This is a genomic window from Arthrobacter sp. TJ-266 (genome assembly GCF_058269115.1).
On record NZ_JBZCNC010000004.1, the window covers coordinates 449,452 to 473,242 of the forward strand.

Consider the following 23,791-nt stretch of genomic DNA (forward strand, 5'->3'; position numbering starts at 1 on the left):
CGCCGCTACGTCCGTCGAGTGCGTGGCCATCAGCGGTCTTCCTTCGTGGTCTGGGACGGGATGTCCTGGTGGTGACGGCCGTCGTTGCCCGTGTCCTGGGTGGTGCGGGTGCTGCTCGCGCCGGGGGCGCCGGCGTCGTGCGCGGCCGAGCGGAGCGCCGCGGCCAGGTGCTGCACGGACGACGACGCCACGTAGGCCTCGTTCTCCGTCCAATCGGAGAGGATCTCGCGCAGGGTCGCCGCGCGTCGCTCGTAGGTCTCGGCGAGGTAGCGCTCCCCCCTCGGTGAGAGGGAGAGCAGGCTCGCCCGGCCGTCCAGCGGATCGGTTGCCCGGTCCACGAAGCCGGCCTGCTCGAGGTCGGCGAGCTGGCGGCTGAGTGCGGACGCGCCGATACCGAGCCGGGCGGCGAGCGCGGAGGCCCTCATGGGGCTCCCCTCGCCGATGAAGAAGAGCACGCCCGTGTGGGCGGGCCCCAGGTCGGCGTTCTTCATGCCGGCTGCGGTGACCCCGCGCAGTGCGCGCTGCAGATCGAAGATGCTGTGCACCAGTTCCGCCGCTGTGTGCTGCGCTACCGACATCCCGACTCCCCTGACCGTCACGAACGTCCTACCAGTTCGTTGCTCTAAGTAACGATACTCCTGACATTTCGTTAGGTCAACTAAACAAACGGTCCTCCGTCCACGTCAAGGAGGTAAGCCGACGGCGGCACCCCTTGCCGTCGTCGCGCGCGGACTGTTACGCCTGATACAGAGCGCGGGTTCCCTACCCGCACGGAATGCGCCCGCTCGCGGGCCGCGGAGGAGGACTGTCGCCATGGCACGCAAGGAACCGAAGGTGGAGGAAGTCACCGAGTCCGATCTCGAGGTCGGCAAGGGCCCGAAGGAGTGGGCGGCAGGCCTACCCGGCGTGTACCACTCCATGAAGCCCGCGATCGAGCACATGGGACTCGAGCGGACGCTGAAGACCGTCCTGAAGATGAACCAGAAGGACGGGTTCGACTGCCCGAGCTGCGCCTGGCCGGACCCGAGCAAGCGAAAGGCGTTCGAGTTCTGCGAGAACGGGGCGAAGGCCGTGACGTGGGAGGCCGCGCCGGTCATCATCCCCACCGACTTCTGGGCCGAGAACTCCCTCACCGAGCTCCGCGAGCGCTCCGAGTTCTGGTTGGGCATGCAGGGCCGCCTTACGGAACCGCTGCACAAGCCTGCGGGGGAGGATCACTACCGGCCGGTGAGCTGGGACGAAGCATTCACCATGATCGGCAACAAGCTGAAGAGCCTCGACTCCCCCGACGAAGCCGCCTTCTACACGAGCGGCCGCACGTCCAACGAGGCTGCGTTCATGTACCAGCTGTTCGCCCGCGGCTACGGCACCAACAACCTGCCCGACTGCTCCAACATGTGCCACGAGTCATCGGGCTGGGGCATGGGACAAACCATCGGTATCGGTAAGGCGACCGTCACGTTCGACGACTTCGCGGACGCCGACCTCATCATCGTGATGGGCCAGAACCCCGGCACCAACCACCCGCGCATGCTGACCGAGCTGGAGGCGTGCAAGGAGAACGGCGGACAGATCGTCGCCGTCAACCCGCTGCCGGAAGCCGGCCTCAAGCGCTACAAGAACCCGCAGAAGGTCAAGGGCGTGGCCGGTAAGGGCACCGAGATCTCGGACCAGTACCTGCAGGTGCGTTCCGGCGGCGACATGGCACTGCTGCAGGCTGTGTCCAAGCGCGTGTTCGAGGCCGAGGAGGAGAACCCGGGCAAGGTGCTGGACCACGCGTTCCTCGAGGAGCACTGCGAGGGCCTGGACGAACTCCGGAACTACCTGCTGAAGCTGGACGAAGCCACGGTCCTCGAGGCCACGGGTCTGACCTCCGTGGAGATCGACGAGCTCGCCGCCCGTTACATCGCCGCCGACAAGGTCATCATCACCTGGGCCATGGGCATCACGCAGCAGAAGAAGGGCGTGGCCACCATCAAGGAGATGATCAACCTCCTGCTGCTGCGCGGCAACATCGGCAAGAAGGGCGCCGGCGCCTCCCCCATCCGTGGGCACAGCAACGTGCAGGGTGACCGCACGATGGGCATCTGGGAGCAGATGCCGCCCACCTTCATGGACGCCCTCGGCCGCGAATTCAACTTCGAGCCGCCGCGGGAGCACGGGGCCGACGTCGTCGAGTCGGTCCGCCGCATGCGCGACGGCAAGGTGAAGGTGCTCGTGGCGCTCGGCGGTAACCTCGTCTCCGCCGTCTCGGACACCCAGATCGCCGAGAAGGCCTTCCAGAACACCGACATGACGGTCCAGATCTCCATCAAGCTCAACCGCTCGCACCTCATCACGGGCGAGGAGGCGTTGATCCTGCCCTGCAAGGGCCGCACGGAGATCGACCGCCAGGCCACGGGCGAGCAGTTCGTCTCGGTCGAGGACACCGTGTGTGCCGTCCACGCGTCATCGGGCACCGTGGAGCCGGTGTCGGACAACCTCCTCTCGGAGCCGGCCATCATCTCGCGGCTTGCCATGGCGACCATCGACGGCAGGATCAACGCCGACTGGGCAGGGTTCGAGAAGGACTACGACCTCGTGCGCGACCACATCTCCCGCGTGGTCGAGGGCTGCGAGGACTACAACGTGAAGATCCGCCGCAAGGGCGGGTTCATCCTCCCCAACGGCCCGCGCGACTCCCGTACGTTCAACACCCCCACGGGTAAAGCGGTGCTCACGGTCAACGACCTCGAGTACCTCGAGCGGCCGGAGGGGACGCTGATCCTGCAGACCCTCCGTTCGCACGACCAGTGGAACACCACCATCTACGGCAACAACGACCGCTACCGCGGGATCAAGAAGGGCCGCCACGTGGTGTTCATCAACCCCGAGGACATCGCCGAGCTGGGCCTGGAGGACGGCCAGAACGTGGACATCCACGGAGTGCACGACGACGGGGTGCAGCGAGTGCTCCGTGCCTACCGCGTGGTCACGTACCCCACGGCCCGTGGCTGCGCGGCGTCGTACTATCCCGAGGCCAACGTGCTGATCCCCCTCACCCACGTGGCGCAGGGAAGCAACACCCCCACGTCGAAGCAGGTCATCGTCCGGTTCGAGCCGAGTCTCCACACGGCGCCGGCCAGTCATGACTCCTCGGCCGTGGCTCCCGCGCCCGTGCCGGACACGGAGCCGGACGGCTTCCCGGGAAGCGGGACGACGCCGGCAAAGGTCGCGGAGGCAGCGAACGCCTGATCCGCCGACGCCGGAGGTGACCGCGGGTAGCGGACGCCTCCGGCACCAGGCTGCGTCGCGTTGATACGCGCGGCCGCCCATACCGCGCCACTGGTCACGGATGCGTCGTCGATAGACTGCTCACGTTCGACGGACGGGAGCAGGGCATGATCGGGCAGCAGCAGGACGAGCGGGCTCTCCATCAGCGCCGCGTGGTTCGGGTGCTGGTCGTCGCGCAGATCCTCGGCGGTATCGGCGCGGGCGCCACCCTCAGCCTCGGGGCGCTGCTCGCAGCGGAGACCTCGGGATCGAGCGCGTGGTCGGGGATGGCTGCGACCATGGCCACGCTCGGTGCCGCCGCCGCGGCCGTGCCGCTCGCGCAGCTCGCACAACTCCGAGGCCGTGGGGTCGCGCTGGCCACCGGCTCGGCCATCGCCTGCCTCGGTGCCCTGCTGGCGATCACCGCGGCAACGCTGTCCCTGTTCCCCCTGCTGCTCGTGGCGCTCGTCCTCCTGGGCGCAGGCGCTGCCACCGGCCTGCAGGCGCGCTTCGCCGCGACCGACCTCGCGACGGAATCCACCCGCGGACGCAGCCTGTCCGTCGTCGTCTGGTCCACGACCATCGGGGCCGTGCTGGGACCCAACCTCTTCGAGCCGGGCCAGGCGGTCGCCGTCGTGCTCGGCATCCCGCCCCTGAGCGGTGGTTTCGTGTTCACGGCGGCCGCGCAGACCGCCGCAGCACTCGTCTACCGGCTGGCACTGCGCCCCGACCCCCTGCTGACCGCCCTCCGCGCCCAGGACGACGCCGCGCCGGCCTCCCCTGCCTCCCCGTCCGACGGCGCCGGTTCCCGCCCGGCCCGACGCCACGGTCTCGCGGTCCTCGCCCGCACACCGGGAGCGTGCTTCGCCGTCGTCACCATCGCGGTCAGCCATGCGGCCATGGTGTCCCTCATGTCGATGACGCCCGTCCACCTGCACGATCACGGGGCCACCCTCTCGATCGTCGGGCTCACCATCAGCCTGCACATCGCCGGGATGTACGCGCTCTCCCCCCTCTTCGGCTGGCTCGCCGACCGCGCGGGCGCCGTGCGCGGCATCCTCTGCGGTCAGGTGCTGCTGCTCACCGCCCTGCTCGTCGCGTGGCGCGGAGCCGAGTCGCAGACGTGGGTCACCGTGAGCCTGATCCTGCTCGGGCTCGGATGGTCGGCGTGCATCGTCTCGGCGTCGGCGCTGCTCGCGGGCGTCGTCGCCGTGCACGAGCGCGCTGCCGCGCAGGGCTCCTCGGACCTCGTGATGAACCTGGCGGGCGCCTCGGGCGGCGCGCTCGCCGGGCCCGCGCTGGTGCTCCTCGGCTACTCGGGGCTCGGACTGCTCGTGGCAGTGCCCGTCGCCGCGGTGCTCGTGTGGACTGTGGCGCGGTTGCGGGAACGGACGCCGGTCGGCGTCTGAGCGTGCCTGTCGTCGGCCGTCGCTAATAGGCCGCCGCTAGTCGGCCGCCGCTACTGGGCCGAACCTGTCCAGCCCTTCTCCTCCTGCGTCTGCTCGTCCTTCGCGATGATGGTGAGCACGGTCTTCGCGGCCTTCTCCACGGCGGCGCTCGTCTCCTCGCGTCCGTCCGTGGTGACCGTGCCGGCCGCGTAGCCCACCATGAAGGCGCTGATCACGCCGGCGTGCGGGGAGAGATGATGCGAGGAGCGCTCGGCGACCTCCACGAGCCGCGGATGGTCCACCTCGAGATCCAGGATCTGCAGGGCCTGCGCCAGGGTGCGGCTCCATTCACTGAGGGTGCGCTCTTCGTCGTCGGGCGTTGCCATGGTGTCTCCTCGTGGGTGGGCCGGTATGCGTGGTGCTTCCCCAGCAATAGCACCGCGCTGCGACGGCTCTCAAGGGCCATCGACCGGCGGCCACGCCCTTGACTCCTGGGCCGGCGACCGATCAGTGGCCCCGAGCGACCTCGGCGGACCGTTCGTCCTGGACCGGCCAGGTTCCCGTGGCGAAGAACTCCTCCAGCACGGCCGTGGGCGCCTGAGGGTCGAGTCCCTGCCGTGCGAGCCAGGCGTCGTCCCCGTACGTGGCCCCGTACCTGTCCCCGGAATCACACATGAGCGAGACGATGCTCCCCGTGCGGCCGTCGGCCACGAGATCGGCCACGAGTTGCCAGACGCCCCAGAGATTCGTGCCCGTCGACGGCCCCGCGTGCAAACCTGTCAGCGTGCGCAGATGCCGGCTCGCGGCGACGGACGCGGAGTCCGGCACCCGGATCATGGCGTCGATGACGGACGGCACGAAGCTCGGCTCCAGCCGCGGCCTGCCGATGCCCTCGATGCGCGAGGGGCGCCCCGTCGGGCTCGAGCCGGGCTCGGCCCAGGCCGGGAAGAAGGCGGACCCTTCCGGGTCGACGACGGCGAGGCGCGTCGGGTGCCGGTGATAGCGGAGGTACCGGCCGATGGTCGCACTGGTGCCGCCCGTGCCGGCACCGACGACGATCCACGCCGGGACCGGATGCGGCTCGAGGGCGAGCTGCTCGAAGATCGACTCGGCGATGTTGTTGTTGCCACGCCAGTCCGTGGCGCGTTCGGCGAAGGTGAACTGATCCATGTAGTGGCCGCCTGTCTGCCGGGCGACCTCCTCCGCGGCGGCGTAGACGTCCGACGCGTGCTCCACGAACCTGCAGGTGCCACCGTACTGCTCGATCAGCGCGATCTTCTCGCGACTGGTGGTCGCGGTCATGACGGCGATGAACGGCAGCCCGAGCAGCTGGGCGAAGTAGGCCTCGGAGACGGCCGTGGAGCCGCTGGACGCCTCGACGATCGTGGTTCCCTCCGTGATCCAGCCGTTGACCAGCCCGAAGAGGAACAGCGACCGCGCCAGGCGGTGCTTGAGGCTCCCGGTGCGGTGCGTCGACTCGTCCTTGAGGTACACCTGGACCCCCCAGTGCTTCGGAAGGGGGACGGCGAACAGGTGGGTGTCGGCCGACCGGTTGCCGTCCGCCTCGATGCGCCGCACGGCGTCGTCGGACCACGATCTGTCTGTAGGGATGAACCTCGTCACCGCGTCAGACTACAAGCGGGCGGTGGAGGTCGCCGTCGGGGGTGTACTACGCCACACCGGGGTGACACGATTTCCTCGTCCTGTCTCCAGGGCACCTCGACGGAGAGGAACCACCCAGCATGACCAACTCCCCTTTCATCCGGACACGCGGCACGCGGCTGGCGGCCCTGCTCGGAGCATCGATGCTCCTCGCAACGGGCTCCGGAGCAGCGGCCACTGCAGCACCCTCCGCACCGATCGTCACCCAGACGGCGGTGGCCGCACCCGCGAAGAAGGCACCGCCGTCGTCCTCGCCGGATTTCGGCCCGAACGTCACCGTCTTCGACCCGAGCATGCCCGTGGCCGAGATCCAGGCGACGGTGGACGCGGTCAATGCCCGGCAGATCGACGACGAGATGGGTACCCGGCGCGACGCTCTCTTGTTCCTCCCGGGAACGTACGGCACGGATGCCGAGCCGCTGCAGTTCAAGGTGGGCTACTACACGGAGGTGGCAGGGCTCGGCGCCTCACCCTCGGACGTGGTGATCAACGGCAAGATCGAGGTCTACAACCGGTGCCTCGAGGACAACGGCACGGCCAACTGCATCGCCCTCAACAACTTCTGGCGCACGCTCTCCAACCTAACGCTCGAGGTCAACGGCGCGGGCCAGGACGGCTGCCGGGCCACGGCGAACTTCTGGGCCGTCTCGCAGGCCGTCTCGCTCCGCCGCGTGAACGTCACGGGCGGCACGCTCTCCCTCATGGACTACTGCACCGCCGGCCCGCAGTTCGCCAGCGGCGGGTACCTCGCGGACTCGAAGGCGGGCGACGTCGTCAACGGGTCCCAGCAGCAGTGGCTCACCCGCAACAGTGAGATCGGCAGCTGGTCCAACGGCGTCTGGAACCAGGTGTTCTCGGGCACCGTGGGAGCGCCGACGGACGAGGGCTTCCCCGTTCCCCCGTACACCACACTGGACGAGACCCCGGTCAGCCGCGAGAAGCCCTACCTCTTCGCGGACACCAACGGCGCGTACAGCGTGCGCGTGCCCGCGGCCGAGACGAACTCGCGCGGCATCTCCTGGGTCGAGGGCCTCACCGCAGGGCGCACCATCCCGCTGTCCGAGTTCTTCGTAGCCCGTCCCGGCGATTCCGTCCAGGCCATCAACAACGCCCTGGCGCGCGGCAAGAACCTCCTGCTGACACCGGGCGTCTACGACATCGCGGACACCATCAGGGTGAAGCGCGCCGACACCGTGGTGCTCGGGATCGGCCACGCGACGCTGACCGCCGTGAACGGCGCCGTCCCGATGCGCGTCGCGGACGTACCGGGCGTGGTGATCGCCGGCGTCACGATCGACGGCGGCACGGTCAACTCGCCGGTCCTCCTGCAGATCGGCACGAAGAACGGCACCAACGGGGCGAAGAAGAACGACGCCGCCAACCCCACCACCCTCAGCGACGTCTACTTCCGTATCGGGGGCCCGCACGTCGGCAAGGCCGACACCAGCCTCGAGGTCAACAGCGACAACGTACTGATCGACCACATCTGGGTGTGGCGCGCGGATCACGGCAACGAAGGTGCGTTCGGCTGGGACGTCAGCACGGGGCGCAACGGCGTGATCATCAACGGCGACGACGTCACCGCGACAGGCCTCTTCGTGGAGCACTACCAGGAGTACAACACCATCTGGAACGGCGAGCGCGGCCGCACCGTCCTCTACCAGAACGAGCTCCCCTACGACCCGCCGAACCAGGCGGCGTGGCAGCACGACGGCGTGCTGGGATGGGCCGGCTACAAGGTGGCGGACGATGTCGAGCAGCACACCCTGTGGGGCGGCGGCTCGTACATCTTCACGAACGTGGACCCGACCATCCGCGCCACCCGCGGTTTCGAGGTACCGGACACCCCGGGAGTCGTGCTGAACCATGTGCTGACCGTCAATCTCGGCGCGGGGACCATCGATCACGTGGTGAACGACACCGGGGCGCCCGTCAGCAACGCGAACACGGGCATTCCGAGCTACCTGGTGCGCTACCCCTAGCGCGGGTGCCGGCGGCGGGTGGGATGGCGTCTCGGCCGCTGATGCACGCGTGATGGGTGGGGCGAACATCGGCTTCCCGGCGCCTCGTCCCACCCATCGCCATGATCAGCCCTGCACGCCGCTGTGGTAGCGAGGCCACGTGTGCGTACTCTTCAACGTATGCAGACCATGACGCAGTGCAGGTGATCGACGTCCGGGACGCAACGCCCCCTGAGGACAACATCGTCGTCTTCCTCGAACACCTCACCCGTGTCGGCGCGGAGCTCCTCAGCGATGAGGAGCGCGTCGCCTGTGGGCTGATGCTCCGTCACACGGACGGGCAAGCCCTGTTCTGCAGCGCATCGCCGGTCGTCACGGAGATGTACGGGGTCCTCGCTGCCCTGCATGCCCTGGGTGAAGGTCCCGCTCCCCATGCCCTCAGCGCGTCCGAGCCGCAGGTCGCCGACGACACCGGGGATCCGCGGCATCCACCGTTCTTCGGCGTGCCGGCGTCCCGGGGATTCGCCTCCATCCTCAGCGTTCCCCTGATGATCGGCGCGGGGGGCTCCGCCGCACTGAACTTCTATGCCCGGCCGGTGGCGTTCTTCTCCCCGGACCGGCAACACGTCGCGGCGGTGTTCGCGGAACAGGCGAGCACCTCGATCGAGTTGCGGTTACGGCTCACGCAGAGCCAGGACCTGGCGCACCACATGCGCTCGGCCATGGAATCACGGACCAGCATCGACATGGCGATCGGGATCATCGTCGCCCAGAACAGGTGCACCCAGGAAGAAGCCTCCGTCATCCTCAAGCGCGCCTCGAATGCCCGCAACGTCAAGCTTCGGCACCTTGCACAGGACATCGTCGTGCGGGCGAGTGGCGCCACCTCGACCACCCACTTCACGTCCTGACCGCTTTCCAGGAGACCAGTTGTCCCCGACGGCTTCCTACCGCTGGTCGAGCGGCCCACTCTGACCGGCGTGTGCGTCGTCGTCTGCATCGGCGAGGAGACGAGGGCCGACGAACTGATCCTCGGCGCGACGGGCGAGGACACGCAGTTTCGCGTCGTCGCTCGTCGAATACTCCCGTGGCTGCTGGTCGATCACGCAGAGCGTGCCGATCGTCCACCCGCCGGGTCCGCGGAGCGGGTAACCGGCGTAGAAGCGTATGTAGGGCTCCCCCACCACCAGAGGGTTGTCCTTGAACCGTTCATCCTCGAGGGCGTCGAGCACGATCAGCGGGCCGGCGTTGCGGATCGTCGCGTTGCAGAATGAAATCTCTCGCGGCATGTTCTGCTGCACCGGTCCGATGACGGACTTCAGGAACTGCCGCCGGTCATCGATCAGGGCGACGATCGAGGAGCTCACGTCGAAATAGTCCTTGGCTTCCTGCGTGATCGCATCGAATCGCTCCTCATGCTCGGTGTCCAGCAGACCGGAGCGGGTCACCGCGTGCAGGCGTTCCAGTTCCTGTTCCCTGGCGGTGAGCAGGAACGCACCGGCGGCGCCGAGCTCGTGTCGGGAGCCCGGCGCGTCCGGCAACGAGCCATCCGACGACGCACTCACCGGAATCTTCTCCCCGCTGTCGCCGAGGAGCTCGTTCGTCGCCTCCGCGAGGATGTCGCATTCCCTGTCCTCGAGCGCCAGCAATCCACCCAGGTACGCCTCGAGCTCGAACTGTGACACAGCACCACCCAGGGCGTAGTACGTGACCCAGACACGTTGTAACGACAATCCACTGTCCGAGAGGGCCTCCCTGAACTGCTGGACCTGCGGTTGTGAACTCATGACGTGAACCTTCATTTCGACGATCCTGCCCGAGCCGTTCGACTGGCATTGTGAGGCCACCGACCGACTCCTGCCCCCATAACTCAGCTGGCTTATCATTCGAGGCTACCAACTTCAGCTGCTCCGACGTGCCAACACCGGTCCTCGACCCCCAGCCTGTACTTCTCGGCCGCTCAGGGGACGGGAGAGGGTGACTTGCCAGAAGGGAGCACCAGCCGAACTGAGCCAACCCCTCGGGTGGGATTCGTGCCGCCGCGAGCCGGGGAGCGACCTCGACGTAGTAACCGCTGGTGCTCGAAGTGCGTCGTGGGCTCCGCGTCGCTGACTGAGGCGACGACGGCTTCGGCGACAGCATGTGGGTGAGTGACGTGGCGCCATCCGCCCGCCTGCAGCGCGGGGAAGGGCGGGACGGAGAGTCCTGTCGCAAGAACCCAACGAAACGAACATCGTCGGCCAATCAGTACTGACGAGGAACACGCGGACCACTGTGAGCCCGGGTCACCGTTGACGCTGACCGCATCCAGGACTCCGGTCACGCCATCTCGGCGTCCGCACGTGGTGGTCTGCGTGGGCGCGGCCGTGGCACTTCTGCTGGTCCAGGCCTCGCTCCCCGCAGCAGCGGAACCGGTGCGAGGGGCGGATCAGGTGACCGCCGATCCGGGTCGAGCGTGCGTCGCCGCCGCTGCGGCCACCGATGATGAAGCGGTCAAGATCCCGCCGGGCTACAACCGCTACGGCCTCACGACGTCGCCCACTGAGTTCATCGAGATCGGATTACTGAGACCCGACGGCTTCATCGAGTCCTGCGAGGACCAGAACCAGCTCGCCGCCCACGGGGTCATGTTCAGCCCGCGCGCGGACGAATTGTGTCCCCTCCCTGCGGGCACGAGCTACGTCTACACGTCGGGTAGGACGAAGAACGGCATGTCGCTCACGCTCGCCGGTACACGCGCGGAGGACGGAACCGTGACCGAGTACTCCGCGGACCCCGCGGACCCCGACGAGCAGACCGTCGAGTGCATCCACGTCCCCGCACGCTAGCGGAGCGGCGCGGCTGACGCGGCGTGTCGCGCGCGGCACACCGCCCGCCCACGACTCGCCGCCGAATCGGGTGACCGCAACTTCGCGCACCACCGGGTGACACTTGCAGTCCTTCCCTTCCACCCGCACCCGCACCCGCACCGCCCGCATCCTGCGGAAGCAGCACTGAGGACCCCATGACATCCATCATCGGCACGTCACGCCCGAGAACTCCTGCCGTCGCGGGCTCCACGCCACGCGGTCCGCACCCGTCCTGGAAGCGCGTAACCGCCGAGGGTCCGAACTCGAACCGCAACGCCCGGAACCTGCTCATCACCACGACCTACGCCCTGGTCGCGATCGGCCTGATGATGGTGCTCTCGGCGTCCTCCGTCGAACTCGTCGCCTCCGGGAAGTCCCCGTACGACTACTTCATCAAGCAGCTGATGTGGGTGGGTCTGGGCAGCATCGCGCTCGCCATCTGCGCCGTCATCCCGTTCAGGGCCTACCGGAAGCTGTCCTGGCTCATCCTTCTCGGCTCGTTCGCACTCGCACTGCTCGTATTCAGCCCCATCGGGCACGAGGTGCAGGGCAACCTCAACTGGATCAAGATCGGCTCGTTCACTGCGCAGCCCTCGGAATTCCTGAAACTCAGCATCATCATCTGGGGCGGCGCGATCCTCGCGAGGAAAGCCAGGCTCCTCGACCAGGCGAGCCACATGTTCGTCCCGGTGGTGCCCGTCGCCGCCGTCGCCGTCTGCCTCGTCATCGCGGGCAAGGATCTCGGCACCGCCATGATCCTGGGGCTCATCATCGCCGGACTGTTCTTCTTCGCCGGCGCCAGCATCAAGCTCTTCGTCGCCGGGACCGTGGTGGGTCTCGCCGTGACGATCATCGCCGTGGCCTCCAGCCCCAACCGGATGAAGCGCGTCGACGCGTGGCTCAACCCGACGGCAGACGGCATGGCCGAAGGCCTCGGCTACCAGGGCGCCCAAGCCCGCTATTCACTCGCGGGCGGCGACGTGTTCGGCGTCGGGCTCGGACAGAGCCGCCTGAAGGTCAACTGGATCCCCGAGGCGCACAACGACTTCGTGTTCGCCGTCCTCGGCGAGGAACTCGGCCTCATGGGCGCACTCCTCGTGATCCTGCTCCTCGCCGTCCTCGGGTACTCCATCTACCGCATCGCGAAACTCGCGAAGGACCTCTACTCCACCTACGTCTGCGGTGGCATCCTCGTCTGGATCATCGGCCAGGCCATCGTCAACATCGCGGTCGTCACCGGCATGGTTCCGGTCATCGGCGTGCCCCTGCCCTTCCTCTCCTACGGCGGCTCGTCCATGATCGCGCTGCTCTCCGCCGTCGGCGTCCTCATCTCCTGCTCCCGCGCCACCGACCGTCGGGCCTCGATCACCTCGGAACAGGCCAAGGCTCACCGTGGACACGCCCTGACCATCCACTGAATCATGGTGACCATCTTGGCCCTTACCAACGGCTGGAGGCGGATGAGCTGCAGTAGGAGTTCGGGGAAGGCCCGTGCCTCATCGCCTGGTCGACGGTCGAACCCGTCTACGTCAAGGACCCGTTCGGGGAAGAACGAGGGTCTGGGGGCCATGTAGGTCCACTCCAACCAACGTGATGCGTTCTTCGACGCTGACCGGAACCTGGACGAGATCGGGCTCGCGACCGAGGAGGACATCCCCATCGGCGTGATCGGGTTCAGGATCAGCGATCGGCAGGGCGGACCAGGCGTCACAAGTTGCGCGTGATGATCAAGCTATCTCCCGAGCAACAGCGTCGACGGTCTCGAGTTCTGACGCCGCGCCGCGGACCCTTCGAGCCCTGGACCGGGTGTCAGCCGAGCGGAACGGCGCGGTCCTCGAACCACCGCACGAGGTTCAGCATCACCCGGCGCGTGACTGCAGGATCCGCGTCGTCGGTCGCATCCACGAACGTCCTCTCGAAGCCCGGGACGTCGCGGGACAGGGCAGGGCTGACTACGTCGTGTCGCATGGCCCACCCCGGGAACTGACGGTGGTCCCGCGTTTCCTCGATGATGACCCGAAGACGGGCATGGCGGGGATCGGCTCTGATGACGGCGAGGCGCTGCCTGACCGCCGCGGCGGGGCCCTCGAGCACCTGCACGAAGCGGCCACCGCGGTACAGCAGCAGACCGGTGAGCTGCTCGCGCTGGTTCGTGCGGCGGCAGGTCGACAGCAGATCGGCGAGCGCCACGTCGTCGAAGTCCTGCGTCGCGACGCTGGAGTACACCACGGAGAGCACCTGCTCAGCGCGAGCCGGCTCCGACGCCGGAGGCGCGTCGTCGTCGTCCTCCGACAGCCCCCAGACGGCGAGGTCCACCTCGCCGTCGTCCTCGCCAGCGTCATCGATGAACACGTCGTCGCGGCCGCTGCCGTCCCTGCTCCGCCCCGTGCTGTACGGAGCCCGGGGGCCGCGGGCGAGGTCATCGATCATCTCGTTGACGGACTGCGAGATCATGTCCCGTTCGAGGGCGGGAAGGGGCATCAGTCCGTGCAGGTATGCGTCGACCTCGTACTCGTCGACGTCACCGCCCATGCTCAGGTAGTGCAGCCACAGCTCCCCCACGGTGATCCCCACGCGATCCATGGCGTCGAAGGTGAAGGCGTGCTGGACCAGATCGGCCTGACGCTCAGGAGTCGCGTCATCGCCCGCGGTGGTGTGCTCGCCGTCGTTCCGGTCCTGATCGTCGAAATGCTCGACCATGCCGCACCCACTCCCGCCACCTACTCGCGCCCGTGACCCCATCACCTGACCTGTCCACCGTAGCGAGTCACCGCTCCGAACGGGTCGGCGGCGGGCCGGGTGGACCGCGACCCGTTTCTGTGGCACAGCAGCTGTCGGGAGTAGCTGGAGGGTCAGCTGCCGGTGTCCGACGGCGGGGATCCCGGCTCGATACCGCCGGCCCTGAGGGCGCTCGGCGTCACCCCGAACCATCGCCGCACGCATCGCGTCAGGGCCGACTGCTCCGCGAGACCCACGAGCCCCGCGACCTGCTGCAGCGGCAGGTCGGTGCGGGTCAGGAGGCGGAGCGCGGTGTCGCGGCGGGCGTCGTCGAGCAGGGACTCGAACGTCGCGCCCTCGGCCGTGAGCCTGCGCTGGAGGGTCCGGGGGTGCATCCCGAGGAGCCGCGCCACGGAGGAGATGCGCGGCGGCGCGGAGCCGAGCAGGCCGTCGATGGCCTGGCGCACCTGCGGGGCGACCACGCGGCCCGGTTCCGGGAAGTGGTTCCGCAGGTAGTCGAGCGCGATCTCGCGGAGCGTCTCGTCCACCTGCACCAGGGGGCGGTCGAGCAGGCTCCGCGGCACGCGCAGCAGGGACGCCGGCTGCCCGAAGCGCACCTCCGCGCCGAAGAACTCGACGTAGCGCGAGGCCGGCGCCTTCGGCAGGTGCGAGAGGTGCACGGAGTGGAGCCCGTACGGTCCGCCGACGAGGAACCTGATCATGCGGTGCGAGAACGCGAGGATGGCGTCCGTGGCCTGACGCGGGGGTGTGCCCTCCGAGGAGCCGTAGCAGAGCCCCACCTCCCCCGCCCGCCCCTCGGGGTCCGGCACGAGGGTGAACCGCAGCACCGGGCTGTGAAGGAAGAGGAACTGCGACGCGCAGTCGAGGGCCGCGCCGACCGTCGGCGAGTTCTGCACCGCGACCGCGAGCGGCCCGAGGATGTCGATGTCCTGGTACTCGGAGATCCGCAACCCGAGGTCAGGGCACGGGAGCGAGCGCGCCGCACCCTCGAGGAGCCGCGCCATCGCGACGTCGGGTACGAGGACGTCGTCGCTGTCCAGCGCCTCGGGCGGCACGCGGTAGTGCGCGGCGAGCGCTCCGGCGTCGCCCCCGAACTGCTCGACGACGGCGCGCAAGCCCCGCATGCCGGCAGATCGGATCACGGAGCTCATGTCGCACAAGGGTAAACATGTGTCGCACTGAGTCAAGTCGCCGAGCGGCGGCGCGCGGAATACTGGAGGCATGAACGCTCCCGAACACCTCGACGTCGTCATCGTCGGCGCCGGTCTCTCCGGCATCGGCGCCGCCTACAGGGTCGCCACGGAACTGCCCGGGAAGAGCTTCGCCGTGCTCGAAGCCAGAGGCGCCATCGGCGGCACGTGGGACCTCTTCCGCTACCCCGGCGTCCGCTCGGACAGCGACATGTTCACCCTTGGCTACCCCTTCCGGCCGTGGACGGAGGCGAAGTCCATCGCCGACGGCTCCTCGATCCTGAAGTACGTCCAGGAGACCGCCGAGGACCCCCGGATCAAGGACCGCCTGCGTTTCCGCACCAAGCTCGTCAGCGCCGCGTGGTCCTCCGAGGATGCGCGGTGGACGCTCGAACTCGAGGAGAGGGACGACGACGCCCCGGCGGAGCGACGCCGGCTCACGTGCGGTTTCCTCTACCTCTGCAGCGGCTACTACAACTACGACCGAGGGTACGAGCCATCCTTCCTTGGCATCGGGTCCTTCGAGGGCGAGATCGTCCGGCCGCAGTTCTGGCCCGAGGACCTCGACTACGCCGGCAAGCGCGTCGTCGTGATCGGGAGCGGCGCCACCGCCGTCACGCTCGTGCCGTCCATGGCGAAGGAGGCCGCGCACGTGACCATGCTGCAGCGCTCCCCCACCTACGTCACGGCCGTCCCCAGCCGCGACGCGTTCTCCGACGCCGCCCGCCGTCGGCTTCCCGCGGGCCTCGCCCACCACGTGGCGCGCGCCAAGAACGTGCTCTTCACGCAGGCGTTCTACCAGTTGTGCAGGCGCAGGCCCGAGACGGCCAAGAAGCTCATCCGCACCCAGACCGCCCGCATCCTCGGCGACGAGGCGATGGTCGAGAAGCACTTCACGCCCGCCTACAACCCGTGGGACCAGCGCCTCTGCGTCGCCCCGAGCGCCGACCTGTTCAAGGCCCTGAAGTCCGGCAGCGCGTCCGTGGTCACGGACACCATCGACACGTTCACGCCCACCGGCATCCGCCTCGCGTCGGGGCAGGAACTCGAGGCCGACGTCGTCGTCACCGCTACGGGGCTCTCCATGCTGCCGCTCGGCGGCGCGACCTTCACGGTGGACGGTGCGCCCGTGAACCTCGGGGACTCCTGGGTGTACCGGGGGCTCATGGTCAGCGGCGTGCCGAATCTCGCGCTCTGCGTCGGCTACACCAACGCCTCGTGGACGCTCCGCGCCGACCTCAGCTCGCGCTACGTGTGCCGGTTCATCCGCTACCTCGACCGGCACGGTCACCGGTACGGCGCTCCGGCGGCCGACGGCGGCATGACGGCCCGGCCCATCCTCGACCTCACGTCGGGGTACGTGCAGCGCGCCGTGTCCGCGTTCCCCAAGCAGGGCGACCGGCCGCCGTGGATCATGCGGCAGAACTACCTGCTCGACGCCCCCAGCGCCCTCCGCGGCAACGTCGCCCGGAACATGGTGTTCGATGCGCCCACCGCCCCATACGACACCGTCCCCGCACCCGAGCTCGACCCCGAGGAGATCCACGCGTGAGCATCCAGCCCTTCCAGTTCACCGGCGCCACCGCCGTCGTCACCGGAGCCGCAGCCGGGATGGGCGAGCACCTCGCCCGGGGGCTCGCAGAGCGCGGCAGCCACCTGCTCCTCGCGGACCGCGATGCAGCAGGGCTCGACGCCGTGGCCTCCTCCATCCGCGCCGCCTACCCGGACACCCGGGTCACCACGTTCGTGGCGGACCTCTCGGAGCGGGACGCCGTGGAGCGTCTCGCCACGGACCTGCTCGCGGCGACGGACCGTGTGGAACTGCTCGTCAACAACGCCGGGGTGGCCCTGGCGGGCCGGTTCGACCAGATCGGCATGGCGGACTTCGACTGGGTCATGGCGATCAACTTCACGGCGCCGGTCCTTCTCACGCACCGTCTGCTCCCCCGCATGGCTCCCGGCGGTCACATCGTGAACCTGTCCAGCCTCTTCGGGCTCGTGGGCCCGGCCGGCCAGACCGCGTACTCGTCCAGCAAGTTCGCGCTCCGCGGCTTCACGGAGTCGCTCCGCAACGAGCTGCTCCCCCGCGGCATCGGCGTCACCTCGGTGCACCCCGGTGGCATCCGGACGAACATCGCGTTGAACGCGCGCATCGGCGGGAACCTGAGTGAGGCGGACGTGCAGCGCGCCAAGCAGGACTTCACGAAGCTGCTCACCTTCCCCGCGGATCGCGCCGCCGAGCTGATGCTGGAGGCGGTGAAGGCGCGCAGGGCGCGCCTGCTCATCGGGCTCAGCGCCAAGCTGCCCGACGTCGTCGCCCGCGTGGCACCCATGTCCTTCGGGGCGTTCGAGCGCCGGGCCACCGCCGTCGTGCGGCTCGTGCGGAAGGCGCGGCGGTGAACTACCCGGCACCCGTGCTCGACGACGGCTACCTCGCCGTGGACGGCGTCCGGGTGCGCTGCCGTGACGAGGGTGACCGCACCATGCCGCCCGTGGTGCTGCTCCACGGGATCGGCCGGAGCCTCGAGGACTGGGCGGGCCTCCACGGGCGGCTCGCTCCGGATCACCGGGTGATCGCGCTCGACCTCCCCGGCTTCGGTCTGTCCGAGCGGACCGCCGGCCGGTACTCGCTGGAATCGCTCGCCCGCTTCGTGCTCGCCGCCCTCGACGCCCTCGGCGAGCACCGCCCGGTGCACCTGGTCGGTAACTCGCTCGGCGGTGCGATCGCGTTGAAGATCAGCGCGCTCGAGTCGCAGCGCGTCCGGAGTCTGGTGCTCGCCAACAGCGCCGGCTTCGGCAAGGAGGTGACGCTCGCGCTGCGGTTGCTCGCCATCCGGCCGCTCGGCAGGCGGCTCATGCGGGACACGTCGCGGAAGGCCGCCTACCGGACCGAGCGCGCACTGTTCTTCGACAAGCGCTTCGTCACCGAGGAGCGCCTCGACCACGCGCACGCCGTCTCGGCGAACCCGGTGTACGCGGAGGTGCTGCTCTCCGTCGCGAGCCACCTCGGCACGGTCCGCGGGGTGCGTCGTCGCTGGCGTACCCGGCTGCTGACCGCCGTCGCGGCACAGCGGAAGCCCACGCTCGTGGTCTGGGGCGACGAGGACCGCGTGCTCCCTGCGTCCCACCTCGAGCACGCCCGGCGCATCTTCCCCTACGCCGAGTTCCACCTGTTCGAGCGCTGCGGGCACATGCCGCAGATCGAACGGGAGGAGGAGTTCGACGCGCTGGTCAGGGCGTTCATCGGCAACCTGAAGGCCTGATGGCGTCCTTTTGCGGTCACATCCTCCCGGGTGCATGCGGGGCCGGGCAGGATGTCGGACCCGCATGGTGAAATGACGCATGCCGCGCGTCATCTTCCACACCGCAACCACCCTCAACGGCTTCCTGGCCGACGACCACAACTCGCTCGAGTGGTTGTTCGACGTCGAGCCCCCGCCTCCGGAGGACCACGAGCGCTTCGTCGAGACCATCGGCGTGCTGGTCGAGGGCTCGACGACGTACGAGTGGGTGCTCGAGCACGAGGGGTTGCTCGCTGATCCCACGAAGTGGCAGGACCTCTACGGAACGCGTACCACGTTCGTGTTCACCACGCGCGAGCTCCCCGTACCCGAGGGCGCGGACGTCCGCTTCGTCTCCGGCGGGGTCGCAGCCGCGTTCGGGGCCATGGTGGAGGCCGCGGCCGGCCGTGACATCTGGGTGGTGGGCGGCGGTGACCTCGCGGGCCAGTTCCTGGCCGCGGGGCTGCTCGACGAGATCAGGGTCGCCGTGGCGCCGGTGACCCTGCCGACGGGCGCCCCGCTGCTGCCGCTGCGGGTGGAGTCCGATCAGCTGCGATTGCGCGGGGTGGAACAGCAGGGGCAGTTCGCGTTCCTCACCTACGCCGTGACCCGGGCCGACCGGGCCGGAGGACCGTCATGACGCTCGGGGGAGTGCCCGCGCGGTATCACGCGATCGGCCGGACCATCAGCTCGTCAGCTCCCACGAAGCCGTGCCGCGCATAGAGCGGACGTGAGCGCCTACTCGGCGCCGTGACGAGGCGCACCGCACCGACTCCGCGGGCATGCTGTGCCGCTGCGTCGACGAGCAGGCCGCCCAGCCCGGCGCCACGATGCTGCGGTAGAACGTACACGTTGGCCAGGTAGGCCCAGCAGGACGGCGACGAGCCGGGTTTCGGCATGCGGTGGAAGACGGCGACGTTGCACATCCCACGCGCTGCCCCCTCGTCGTCGGACGCGAGGAACAGCGCGCGGTCGGACGTGCGGGCCCACGCGATGAACGCCGCGGTGAAGGACCCGCTGGAGGACTCGGCAGAGGAGTCGGAGGAGCCGTCCGTCCCGCCCGCCGCCCACGGCTCGTCGGAAGGCGCACTGTTCTCGAGCGCCCAGGCGGTACGCAGCGACGCGAGCGCCTCGAGCCCCTAGTCGTCGTCGTGCGCGACGCTCCTGATGCTGCTCACGCGGGGACCACGTGCGGCACGTAGGCCTCCTGCCACCTCTCCAGCTCGGCGAAGAAGGCGCTGCGCGCGGGCTCCGGGGACAACGTGAGGTCGTGGATGCCGCCCGCGATGCGCACGAGGGTCACGTGGGCGCCGAGCCGGTGCGCCCGTCCGGCGATGTGCGCGACGTCGAGCACCACGTCCGTGGAGGAGACGCGCTCCGGCTCCCTCGTCGGGGTGGAGCTGGCGTCGGAGCAGGCGACGAGGACCGGGCAGTCGATGGCGAGACCCCGCTGCACGTCCGCGTGCCCGCGTCGGACGGTGCGCAACCAGCCCGCCACCACCGGGTAGCCGCCGTGCGGCTTCCAGGCGAGGTCGTACTCCCACGCCCCGCCCGTCTCACGGTGCAGGTAGTGCCCGTAGGCGCTGCCGAGTTTCCCGACGACGGCGCGCGGCCGGCGCACGCCGAGGCGGTCCACCGCCGCCGTCCCGAGGGTGCGGGTGAAGAAGCTCGCGTTGAGGTCGAACCAGGGGCTGTTGAGCACGAGGGCGTCGACCACGCCGCGCCCACGCCGGCGGTGCGCCCAGAGCGAGGTGATGAGCCCGCCGGTGGAGTGGCCCATGACCACCAGGACGTCGTGGCCCTCCTCCTCGCGGATGATCCGCGCGGCCTCGTCCAGTTCCTCGTCGTAGGTCTCGAGGCTCAGCACGTAGTTGGGGGTCTGGTGATCGCGGAGCGAGCGCCCGTACTTGCGGAGGTCCAGGGCGTAGAAGTCGAAACCTGCACGGAGCCATGCGTCCGCGAGGTGGTCCTGGAAGAAGTAGTCCACGAAACCGTGCACGTAGAGCACCGCGCGGCGCGAGCCTCCCGGGAGGGAACGGCGGACCAGCGTCGCGAGCACGTCGCCCTCGTCGTCGGCCGTCAACGGAAGGGTCCGCGCTCCGTAGCCCTGCCCGAGGACGTCCTCGTGGTAGCTGCTCTCCGGATCCGTCGTCATCGTGGTCCTTCCCGGCCGGCGGCCCTGAAGGCCGGGCCCGCGTTCTCGGGGCGCGCGGGCACTGTTCACCCGCCGCAAGACTGCCGTCATCAGTGTGTCACCTGCTCTCTGTATGCTGACGCCACCGCACCCACACCAGGAGTTGATTGACCGTGTCACAAAGCTTCACCAACGGCCCCCGCCGCGCCATCGCGGCGGTAGCCATCGGCTGCGCCGCAGCGCTGACCCTCGCGCCCGCAGCCACCGCCGCACCCGGCGGTGCCAAGGGCCCCACGACGTCGACCACCACGATCACCGTGATGGGCACCAGCGACCTCCACGGCTACATCGAGAACTGGGACTACTTCACCAACGCGGAGTACACGGACGCGGCCGGCAACGACGTCGGCCTGGCGAAGATCTCCACGCTCGTCAACCAGGTGCGCGCCGATCGCGGCGCCGACTCCACGCTGCTGATCGACAACGGCGACACCATCCAGGGCACGTCCCTCACCGACTACTTCGCGAACGTCGAGCCCGTCGACGAGACCGGCGAGACGCACCCCATGGCCGCGGCCATGAACGCCATGGACTACGACGCCACCACGCTCGGCAACCACGAGTTCAACTACGGCGTGTCACTGCTGCGCGCCTACGAGGGCCAGCTGGACTTCCCGGTGCTCGGCGCGAACGTCAAGGACTGGACCACGGGCGAGGACGCCTTCACGCCGTACGTCCTGAAGACCGTCAAGGTGAAGGGCCAGAAGCCCATCCAGGTCGGGATCCTCGGCCTCACCACGCCGGGCAGCGCCATCTGGGACAAGAACAACGTCGAGGGCGAGCTCCGCTTCCTCGACATGGTGGAGCAGGCGAAGAAGTACGTGCCGGAGATGCGCGCCGCCGGCGCCGACGTCGTCGTCGTCAGCTCCCACTCCGGCCCGTCCGGAACCTCGTCCTACGGCGCGGGCCTCCCCGTCGAGAACGCCTCGACGCTCATCGCGGAGCAGGTGCCGGGCATCGACGCCATCCTCGCGGGCCACGAGCACCGCGAGATCGCCGAGACCTTCGTGACCAACAAGCAGACCGGTGAGCAGGTCCTCCTGACCGAGCCGAAGAACTGGGGCCAGCGCCTCTCCGTCATGGACTTCGAACTCGCCAAGGTCCGCGGCCAGTGGGACGTGGTGTCGGCGAACTCCGAGCTGCTGAACAGCAACACGGTCGAGGCGGATCCGACGATCTCCGCGATCGCCGCCGAGCAGCACCGCACCACCATCGACTACGTCAACACCGCCATCGGCACCGCGACCGAGACGATGTCCGCGGCCGATTCCCGCTTCCGCGACACCGCGGTGATGGACTTCGTCAACACGGTTCAGGCCCAGGCCGTGGACAGGGCCCTTGACGGGACGCCGAACGCGGACCTGCCCGTGCTCTCCATCGTGGCACCGTTCAACCGGGCGGCCGTCATCCCCGCCGGGCCCGTCACCATCCGTGACATGGCCGGGCTGTACGTCTTCCCGAACACCCTGTTCGGCGTCGAGCTGACCGGCGCACAGGTCAAGGACTACCTCGAGTACTCGGCGCGGTACTTCACCCAGACCGCCGCCGGAGCGCCCGTCGACCCGGCGACCCTGACCAACGCGGGCGGCACGCCCGACTACAACTACGACATGATGTCCGGCGTCTCCTACCAGATCGACATCAGCAAGCCGGTGGGCCAGCGCATCGTGAACCTCAGCTACAACGATGCGCCGATCGATCCGGTGCAGCGCTTCGCCGTGGCCACCAACAACTACCGGCAGTCCGGCGGCGGGAACTTCCCGCACATCGCGACGGCTCCCGTGCTGGTGAACCAGACCACGGAGATCCGTCAGCTGCTCATCGACTACCTGATCGCCGAAGGCAGTATCGACCCCGCCTCCTTCTTCGAGGAGAACTGGGAGCTCACCCGCAACGGCGCGCCCGTCTTCGACTGACGCACACCCGTTGTTCCCGGAAGGGTCCGGACCTCACGGTCCGGACCCTTCTGCTGTGCTCCCCTAGATTGGACGGATGACCATCGAGATCTCACGGGCAACAGCGGACGACGCCGAAGCCCTCGCCGCCTGCGCGGCAATCACCTTCCCGCTCGCCTGCCCCGCGGGCTCGCGGCCCGAGGACATCGCCGACCACATCAGCACGCATCTCTCACCGGAGCGCTTCACGGACCTGGTCGCGCGTCCCGGGCACACCATCCTCTGCCTCCGCGACGCGACAGGCGTCAGCGGGTCGGACATCAGCGGGTCGACGATCAGCGGGTGGAGCATGGTGGTGCTCGATCAGCCCGGGGACGCCGATGTGCTCTCCGCGCTGTCCCTCACCCCGACTGTCGAACTCAGCAAGTTCTACGTGCATCCCGACCAGCACGGTCGCGGTGCGGCTGCGGCCCTCATGGCCGCGACCCTCGGTGTGGCCGCCGACTCGGGCTACGCGGGCGTGTGGCTCGGGGTCAACCAGGAGAACGCGCGCGCCATCAGGTTCTACGAGAAGCACGGGTTCCGCCGCGTGGGGTCGAAGCGGTTCCGTCTGGGTGAGCGCTTCGAGGACGACTACATCCTCGAGCAGCCGCTACCCCCTACGGCGTCGCGCGGCTGACGACCTTCCCCGTGAACGCCACGTTTCGCCGCGCGGATGCACCTCCGTAACGGGCTCCCCACGGATGGAATCACCGGCCGGTGGCTATCCAGTAGCGCAGCTTCGCGGGCGCACCGGGGAAGGGCCCGGCGTCCTCGTCGAGCACCCCACCGCACCGCTCGATGACGGTTCGCGATCCGTCGTTGTCCGGATCGCAGGTCACGAGTGCCCTCCCGATCCCGAGATCGTGTGCCTCCACGAGTGACAGGTCCAGGATCTGCGTCGCGTAGCCGCGGCGACGGGCGTGCGGGCGCACCGCGTAGCCGATGTGTCCGCCGACCGCCTCCAGGAAGGGGTTGAGGGAGTGGCGGATCGAGACGCGGCCCACCACCTGGCCGGACACCTCGGCCACGAAGTAGGACGCGGCGACACGGCCGGGGCGCAGATCCTGGCCCCGCCGTTCCTGGTCCAGTTCGTCGAGGTACTGCTCCCAGGGTTTCCCCGGCCGGTACCCGAGGAGGAACTCGAAGCCCTCCGCCGCGAGTTCCTGCTGCGCATCGGCGATGACGGGCTCGTCCGTCGCGGTCAGGTACCGGAGGGTGACCACGCCGCGAGCGGTGTGCTCGGCGGTGGGCCGGACGGCGTCGTCGGTCCCGCCTCCGGTCAGGGCCGACGGCGGGAGCTCTTGAGCTGAGGAGGCACTGTCTGCTGTGACGGGCATG

At 69.0% G+C, this 23,791-nt stretch carries 22 protein-coding genes; 13 read left to right on the forward strand and 9 right to left on the reverse strand.

Going from position 1 to position 23,791, the window contains the following annotated elements; all coding sequences use genetic code 11:
- Window positions 1–29: 29 nt before the first annotated feature.
- The gene (locus AC4D12_RS13735) at window positions 30–578 is read right to left on the reverse strand and encodes a MarR family winged helix-turn-helix transcriptional regulator (protein ID WP_490950493.1); all 549 of its coding nucleotides are present in this window, start codon (window positions 576–578) and stop codon (window positions 30–32) included.
- 235 nt (window positions 579–813) lie between these two features.
- On the opposite strand from AC4D12_RS13735, the gene AC4D12_RS13740 reads away from it, so the two are divergent.
- Together AC4D12_RS13740 and AC4D12_RS13745 are read left to right on the forward strand one after the other, a co-directional pair.
- Window positions 814–3,234 (forward strand): FdhF/YdeP family oxidoreductase, encoded by a 2,421-nt coding sequence (locus tag AC4D12_RS13740; protein WP_490950494.1) that lies wholly within the window; start codon window positions 814–816, stop codon window positions 3,232–3,234.
- 146 nt (window positions 3,235–3,380) lie between these two features.
- Complete coding sequence (locus AC4D12_RS13745) at window positions 3,381–4,661, forward strand: MFS transporter (RefSeq protein WP_490950495.1); 1,281 nt, start codon at window positions 3,381–3,383, stop codon at window positions 4,659–4,661.
- Window positions 4,662–4,711: 50 nt separating this feature from the next.
- Here AC4D12_RS13745 and AC4D12_RS13750 read toward each other — a convergent pair whose 3' ends face one another.
- Window positions 4,712–5,026, reverse strand: a complete 315-nt coding sequence (locus tag AC4D12_RS13750; protein ID WP_490950496.1) for a DUF6457 domain-containing protein — start codon at window positions 5,024–5,026, stop codon at window positions 4,712–4,714.
- A gap of 121 nt (window positions 5,027–5,147) precedes the next feature.
- Entirely contained in the window at window positions 5,148–6,263 is a 1,116-nt protein-coding gene (cds1, locus tag AC4D12_RS13755) for an L-cysteine desulfhydrase Cds1 (RefSeq protein WP_490950497.1), read from the reverse strand.
- A gap of 119 nt (window positions 6,264–6,382) precedes the next feature.
- On the opposite strand from cds1, the gene AC4D12_RS13760 reads away from it, so the two are divergent.
- The gene (locus AC4D12_RS13760) at window positions 6,383–8,284 is read left to right on the forward strand and encodes a pectate lyase-like domain-containing protein (RefSeq protein ID WP_490950498.1); all 1,902 of its coding nucleotides are present in this window, start codon (window positions 6,383–6,385) and stop codon (window positions 8,282–8,284) included.
- A gap of 176 nt (window positions 8,285–8,460) precedes the next feature.
- Window positions 8,461–9,174, forward strand: coding sequence for a GAF and ANTAR domain-containing protein (locus AC4D12_RS13765; protein WP_490950499.1), 714 nt, complete (start codon window positions 8,461–8,463; stop codon window positions 9,172–9,174).
- Window positions 9,175–9,210: 36 nt separating this feature from the next.
- On the opposite strand, the gene AC4D12_RS13770 is transcribed toward AC4D12_RS13765, so the two are convergent.
- Window positions 9,211–10,149: a GAF domain-containing protein gene (locus tag AC4D12_RS13770; protein ID WP_490950500.1), complete on the reverse strand. Its 939-nt coding sequence runs from the start codon at window positions 10,147–10,149 to the stop codon at window positions 9,211–9,213.
- Between the two features lie 480 nt (window positions 10,150–10,629).
- Between AC4D12_RS13770 and AC4D12_RS13775 the strand changes: the two genes are divergently transcribed.
- Complete coding sequence (locus AC4D12_RS13775; protein ID WP_490950501.1) at window positions 10,630–11,091, forward strand: hypothetical protein; 462 nt, start codon at window positions 10,630–10,632, stop codon at window positions 11,089–11,091.
- Window positions 11,092–11,267: 176 nt separating this feature from the next.
- Entirely contained in the window at window positions 11,268–12,530 is a 1,263-nt protein-coding gene (gene ftsW / locus AC4D12_RS13780; protein ID WP_490950502.1) for a putative lipid II flippase FtsW, read from the forward strand.
- Between the two features lie 391 nt (window positions 12,531–12,921).
- On the opposite strand, the gene AC4D12_RS13785 is transcribed toward ftsW, so the two are convergent.
- Together AC4D12_RS13785 and AC4D12_RS13790 are read right to left on the reverse strand one after the other, a co-directional pair.
- Window positions 12,922–13,812 (reverse strand): BLUF domain-containing protein, encoded by an 891-nt coding sequence (locus AC4D12_RS13785; RefSeq protein ID WP_490950503.1) that lies wholly within the window; start codon window positions 13,810–13,812, stop codon window positions 12,922–12,924.
- Between the two features lie 152 nt (window positions 13,813–13,964).
- A complete protein-coding gene (locus tag AC4D12_RS13790; protein ID WP_490950504.1) occupies window positions 13,965–15,002 on the reverse strand; it encodes an AraC family transcriptional regulator in 1,038 nt (345 codons plus the stop codon).
- Window positions 15,003–15,072: 70 nt separating this feature from the next.
- On the opposite strand from AC4D12_RS13790, the gene AC4D12_RS13795 reads away from it, so the two are divergent.
- The 4 genes from AC4D12_RS13795 (at window position 15,073) to AC4D12_RS13810 (ending at window position 18,962) form a co-directional block, all read left to right on the forward strand.
- Window positions 15,073–16,593 carry a flavin-containing monooxygenase gene (locus AC4D12_RS13795; RefSeq protein WP_490950505.1) on the forward strand — a complete coding sequence of 507 codons (1,521 nt, stop codon included), beginning with the start codon at window positions 15,073–15,075 and terminating at the stop codon, window positions 16,591–16,593.
- The gene (locus AC4D12_RS13800; protein WP_490950506.1) at window positions 16,590–17,441 is read left to right on the forward strand and encodes an SDR family NAD(P)-dependent oxidoreductase; all 852 of its coding nucleotides are present in this window, start codon (window positions 16,590–16,592) and stop codon (window positions 17,439–17,441) included. The genes AC4D12_RS13795 and AC4D12_RS13800 overlap by 4 nt, the downstream gene beginning before the upstream one ends.
- Entirely contained in the window at window positions 17,438–18,304 is an 867-nt protein-coding gene (locus AC4D12_RS13805; protein ID WP_490950507.1) for an alpha/beta fold hydrolase, read from the forward strand. The genes AC4D12_RS13800 and AC4D12_RS13805 overlap by 4 nt, the downstream gene beginning before the upstream one ends.
- 79 nt (window positions 18,305–18,383) lie before the next feature.
- The gene (locus AC4D12_RS13810; RefSeq protein ID WP_490950508.1) at window positions 18,384–18,962 is read left to right on the forward strand and encodes a dihydrofolate reductase family protein; all 579 of its coding nucleotides are present in this window, start codon (window positions 18,384–18,386) and stop codon (window positions 18,960–18,962) included.
- 25 nt (window positions 18,963–18,987) lie between these two features.
- On the opposite strand, the gene AC4D12_RS13815 is transcribed toward AC4D12_RS13810, so the two are convergent.
- Window positions 18,988–19,317, reverse strand: a complete 330-nt coding sequence (locus AC4D12_RS13815) for a GNAT family N-acetyltransferase (RefSeq protein WP_490950659.1) — start codon at window positions 19,315–19,317, stop codon at window positions 18,988–18,990.
- Between AC4D12_RS13815 and AC4D12_RS13820 the strand changes: the two genes are divergently transcribed.
- The gene (locus AC4D12_RS13820; protein WP_490950509.1) at window positions 19,220–19,465 is read left to right on the forward strand and encodes a hypothetical protein; all 246 of its coding nucleotides are present in this window, start codon (window positions 19,220–19,222) and stop codon (window positions 19,463–19,465) included. The genes AC4D12_RS13815 and AC4D12_RS13820 overlap by 98 nt on opposite strands.
- A gap of 31 nt (window positions 19,466–19,496) precedes the next feature.
- Here the strand turns inward: AC4D12_RS13820 and AC4D12_RS13825 are convergent, their stop codons facing one another.
- Window positions 19,497–20,477, reverse strand: coding sequence for an alpha/beta hydrolase (locus AC4D12_RS13825; RefSeq protein ID WP_490950510.1), 981 nt, complete (start codon window positions 20,475–20,477; stop codon window positions 19,497–19,499).
- Window positions 20,478–20,629: 152 nt separating this feature from the next.
- Here AC4D12_RS13825 and AC4D12_RS13830 point away from each other — a divergent pair, with 152 nt between their 5' ends.
- Together AC4D12_RS13830 and AC4D12_RS13835 are read left to right on the forward strand one after the other, a co-directional pair.
- Window positions 20,630–22,432 carry a bifunctional metallophosphatase/5'-nucleotidase gene (locus AC4D12_RS13830; protein ID WP_490950511.1) on the forward strand — a complete coding sequence of 601 codons (1,803 nt, stop codon included), beginning with the start codon at window positions 20,630–20,632 and terminating at the stop codon, window positions 22,430–22,432.
- 76 nt (window positions 22,433–22,508) lie between these two features.
- Complete coding sequence (locus AC4D12_RS13835; RefSeq protein ID WP_490950512.1) at window positions 22,509–23,090, forward strand: GNAT family N-acetyltransferase; 582 nt, start codon at window positions 22,509–22,511, stop codon at window positions 23,088–23,090.
- A gap of 70 nt (window positions 23,091–23,160) precedes the next feature.
- Here the strand turns inward: AC4D12_RS13835 and AC4D12_RS13840 are convergent, their stop codons facing one another.
- Window positions 23,161–23,790, reverse strand: a complete 630-nt coding sequence (locus AC4D12_RS13840; RefSeq protein WP_490950513.1) for a GNAT family N-acetyltransferase — start codon at window positions 23,788–23,790, stop codon at window positions 23,161–23,163.
- Window position 23,791 lies beyond the last annotated feature (1 nt).

Coding starts and splice junctions, on each gene's coding strand:
- AC4D12_RS13760 (WP_490950498.1), top strand. CDS start 6,383: ATGACCAACTCCCCTTTCATCCGGACACGCGGCACGCGGCTGGCGGCC.
- AC4D12_RS13750 (WP_490950496.1), bottom strand. CDS start 5,026: ATGGCAACGCCCGACGACGAAGAGCGCACCCTCAGTGAATGGAGCCGC.
- AC4D12_RS13840 (WP_490950513.1), bottom strand. CDS start 23,790: ATGCCCGTCACAGCAGACAGTGCCTCCTCAGCTCAAGAGCTCCCGCCG.
- AC4D12_RS13820 (WP_490950509.1), top strand. CDS start 19,220: ATGCGGTGGAAGACGGCGACGTTGCACATCCCACGCGCTGCCCCCTCG.
- AC4D12_RS13735 (WP_490950493.1), bottom strand. CDS start 578: ATGTCGGTAGCGCAGCACACAGCGGCGGAACTGGTGCACAGCATCTTC.
- AC4D12_RS13795 (WP_490950505.1), top strand. CDS start 15,073: ATGAACGCTCCCGAACACCTCGACGTCGTCATCGTCGGCGCCGGTCTC.
- AC4D12_RS13740 (WP_490950494.1), top strand. CDS start 814: ATGGCACGCAAGGAACCGAAGGTGGAGGAAGTCACCGAGTCCGATCTC.
- ftsW (WP_490950502.1), top strand. CDS start 11,268: ATGACATCCATCATCGGCACGTCACGCCCGAGAACTCCTGCCGTCGCG.
- AC4D12_RS13810 (WP_490950508.1), top strand. CDS start 18,384: ATGCCGCGCGTCATCTTCCACACCGCAACCACCCTCAACGGCTTCCTG.
- AC4D12_RS13770 (WP_490950500.1), bottom strand. CDS start 10,149: ATGATAAGCCAGCTGAGTTATGGGGGCAGGAGTCGGTCGGTGGCCTCA.
- AC4D12_RS13835 (WP_490950512.1), top strand. CDS start 22,509: ATGACCATCGAGATCTCACGGGCAACAGCGGACGACGCCGAAGCCCTC.
- AC4D12_RS13745 (WP_490950495.1), top strand. CDS start 3,381: ATGATCGGGCAGCAGCAGGACGAGCGGGCTCTCCATCAGCGCCGCGTG.
- AC4D12_RS13785 (WP_490950503.1), bottom strand. CDS start 13,812: ATGGTCGAGCATTTCGACGATCAGGACCGGAACGACGGCGAGCACACC.
- AC4D12_RS13790 (WP_490950504.1), bottom strand. CDS start 15,002: ATGAGCTCCGTGATCCGATCTGCCGGCATGCGGGGCTTGCGCGCCGTC.
- AC4D12_RS13825 (WP_490950510.1), bottom strand. CDS start 20,477: ATGACGACGGATCCGGAGAGCAGCTACCACGAGGACGTCCTCGGGCAG.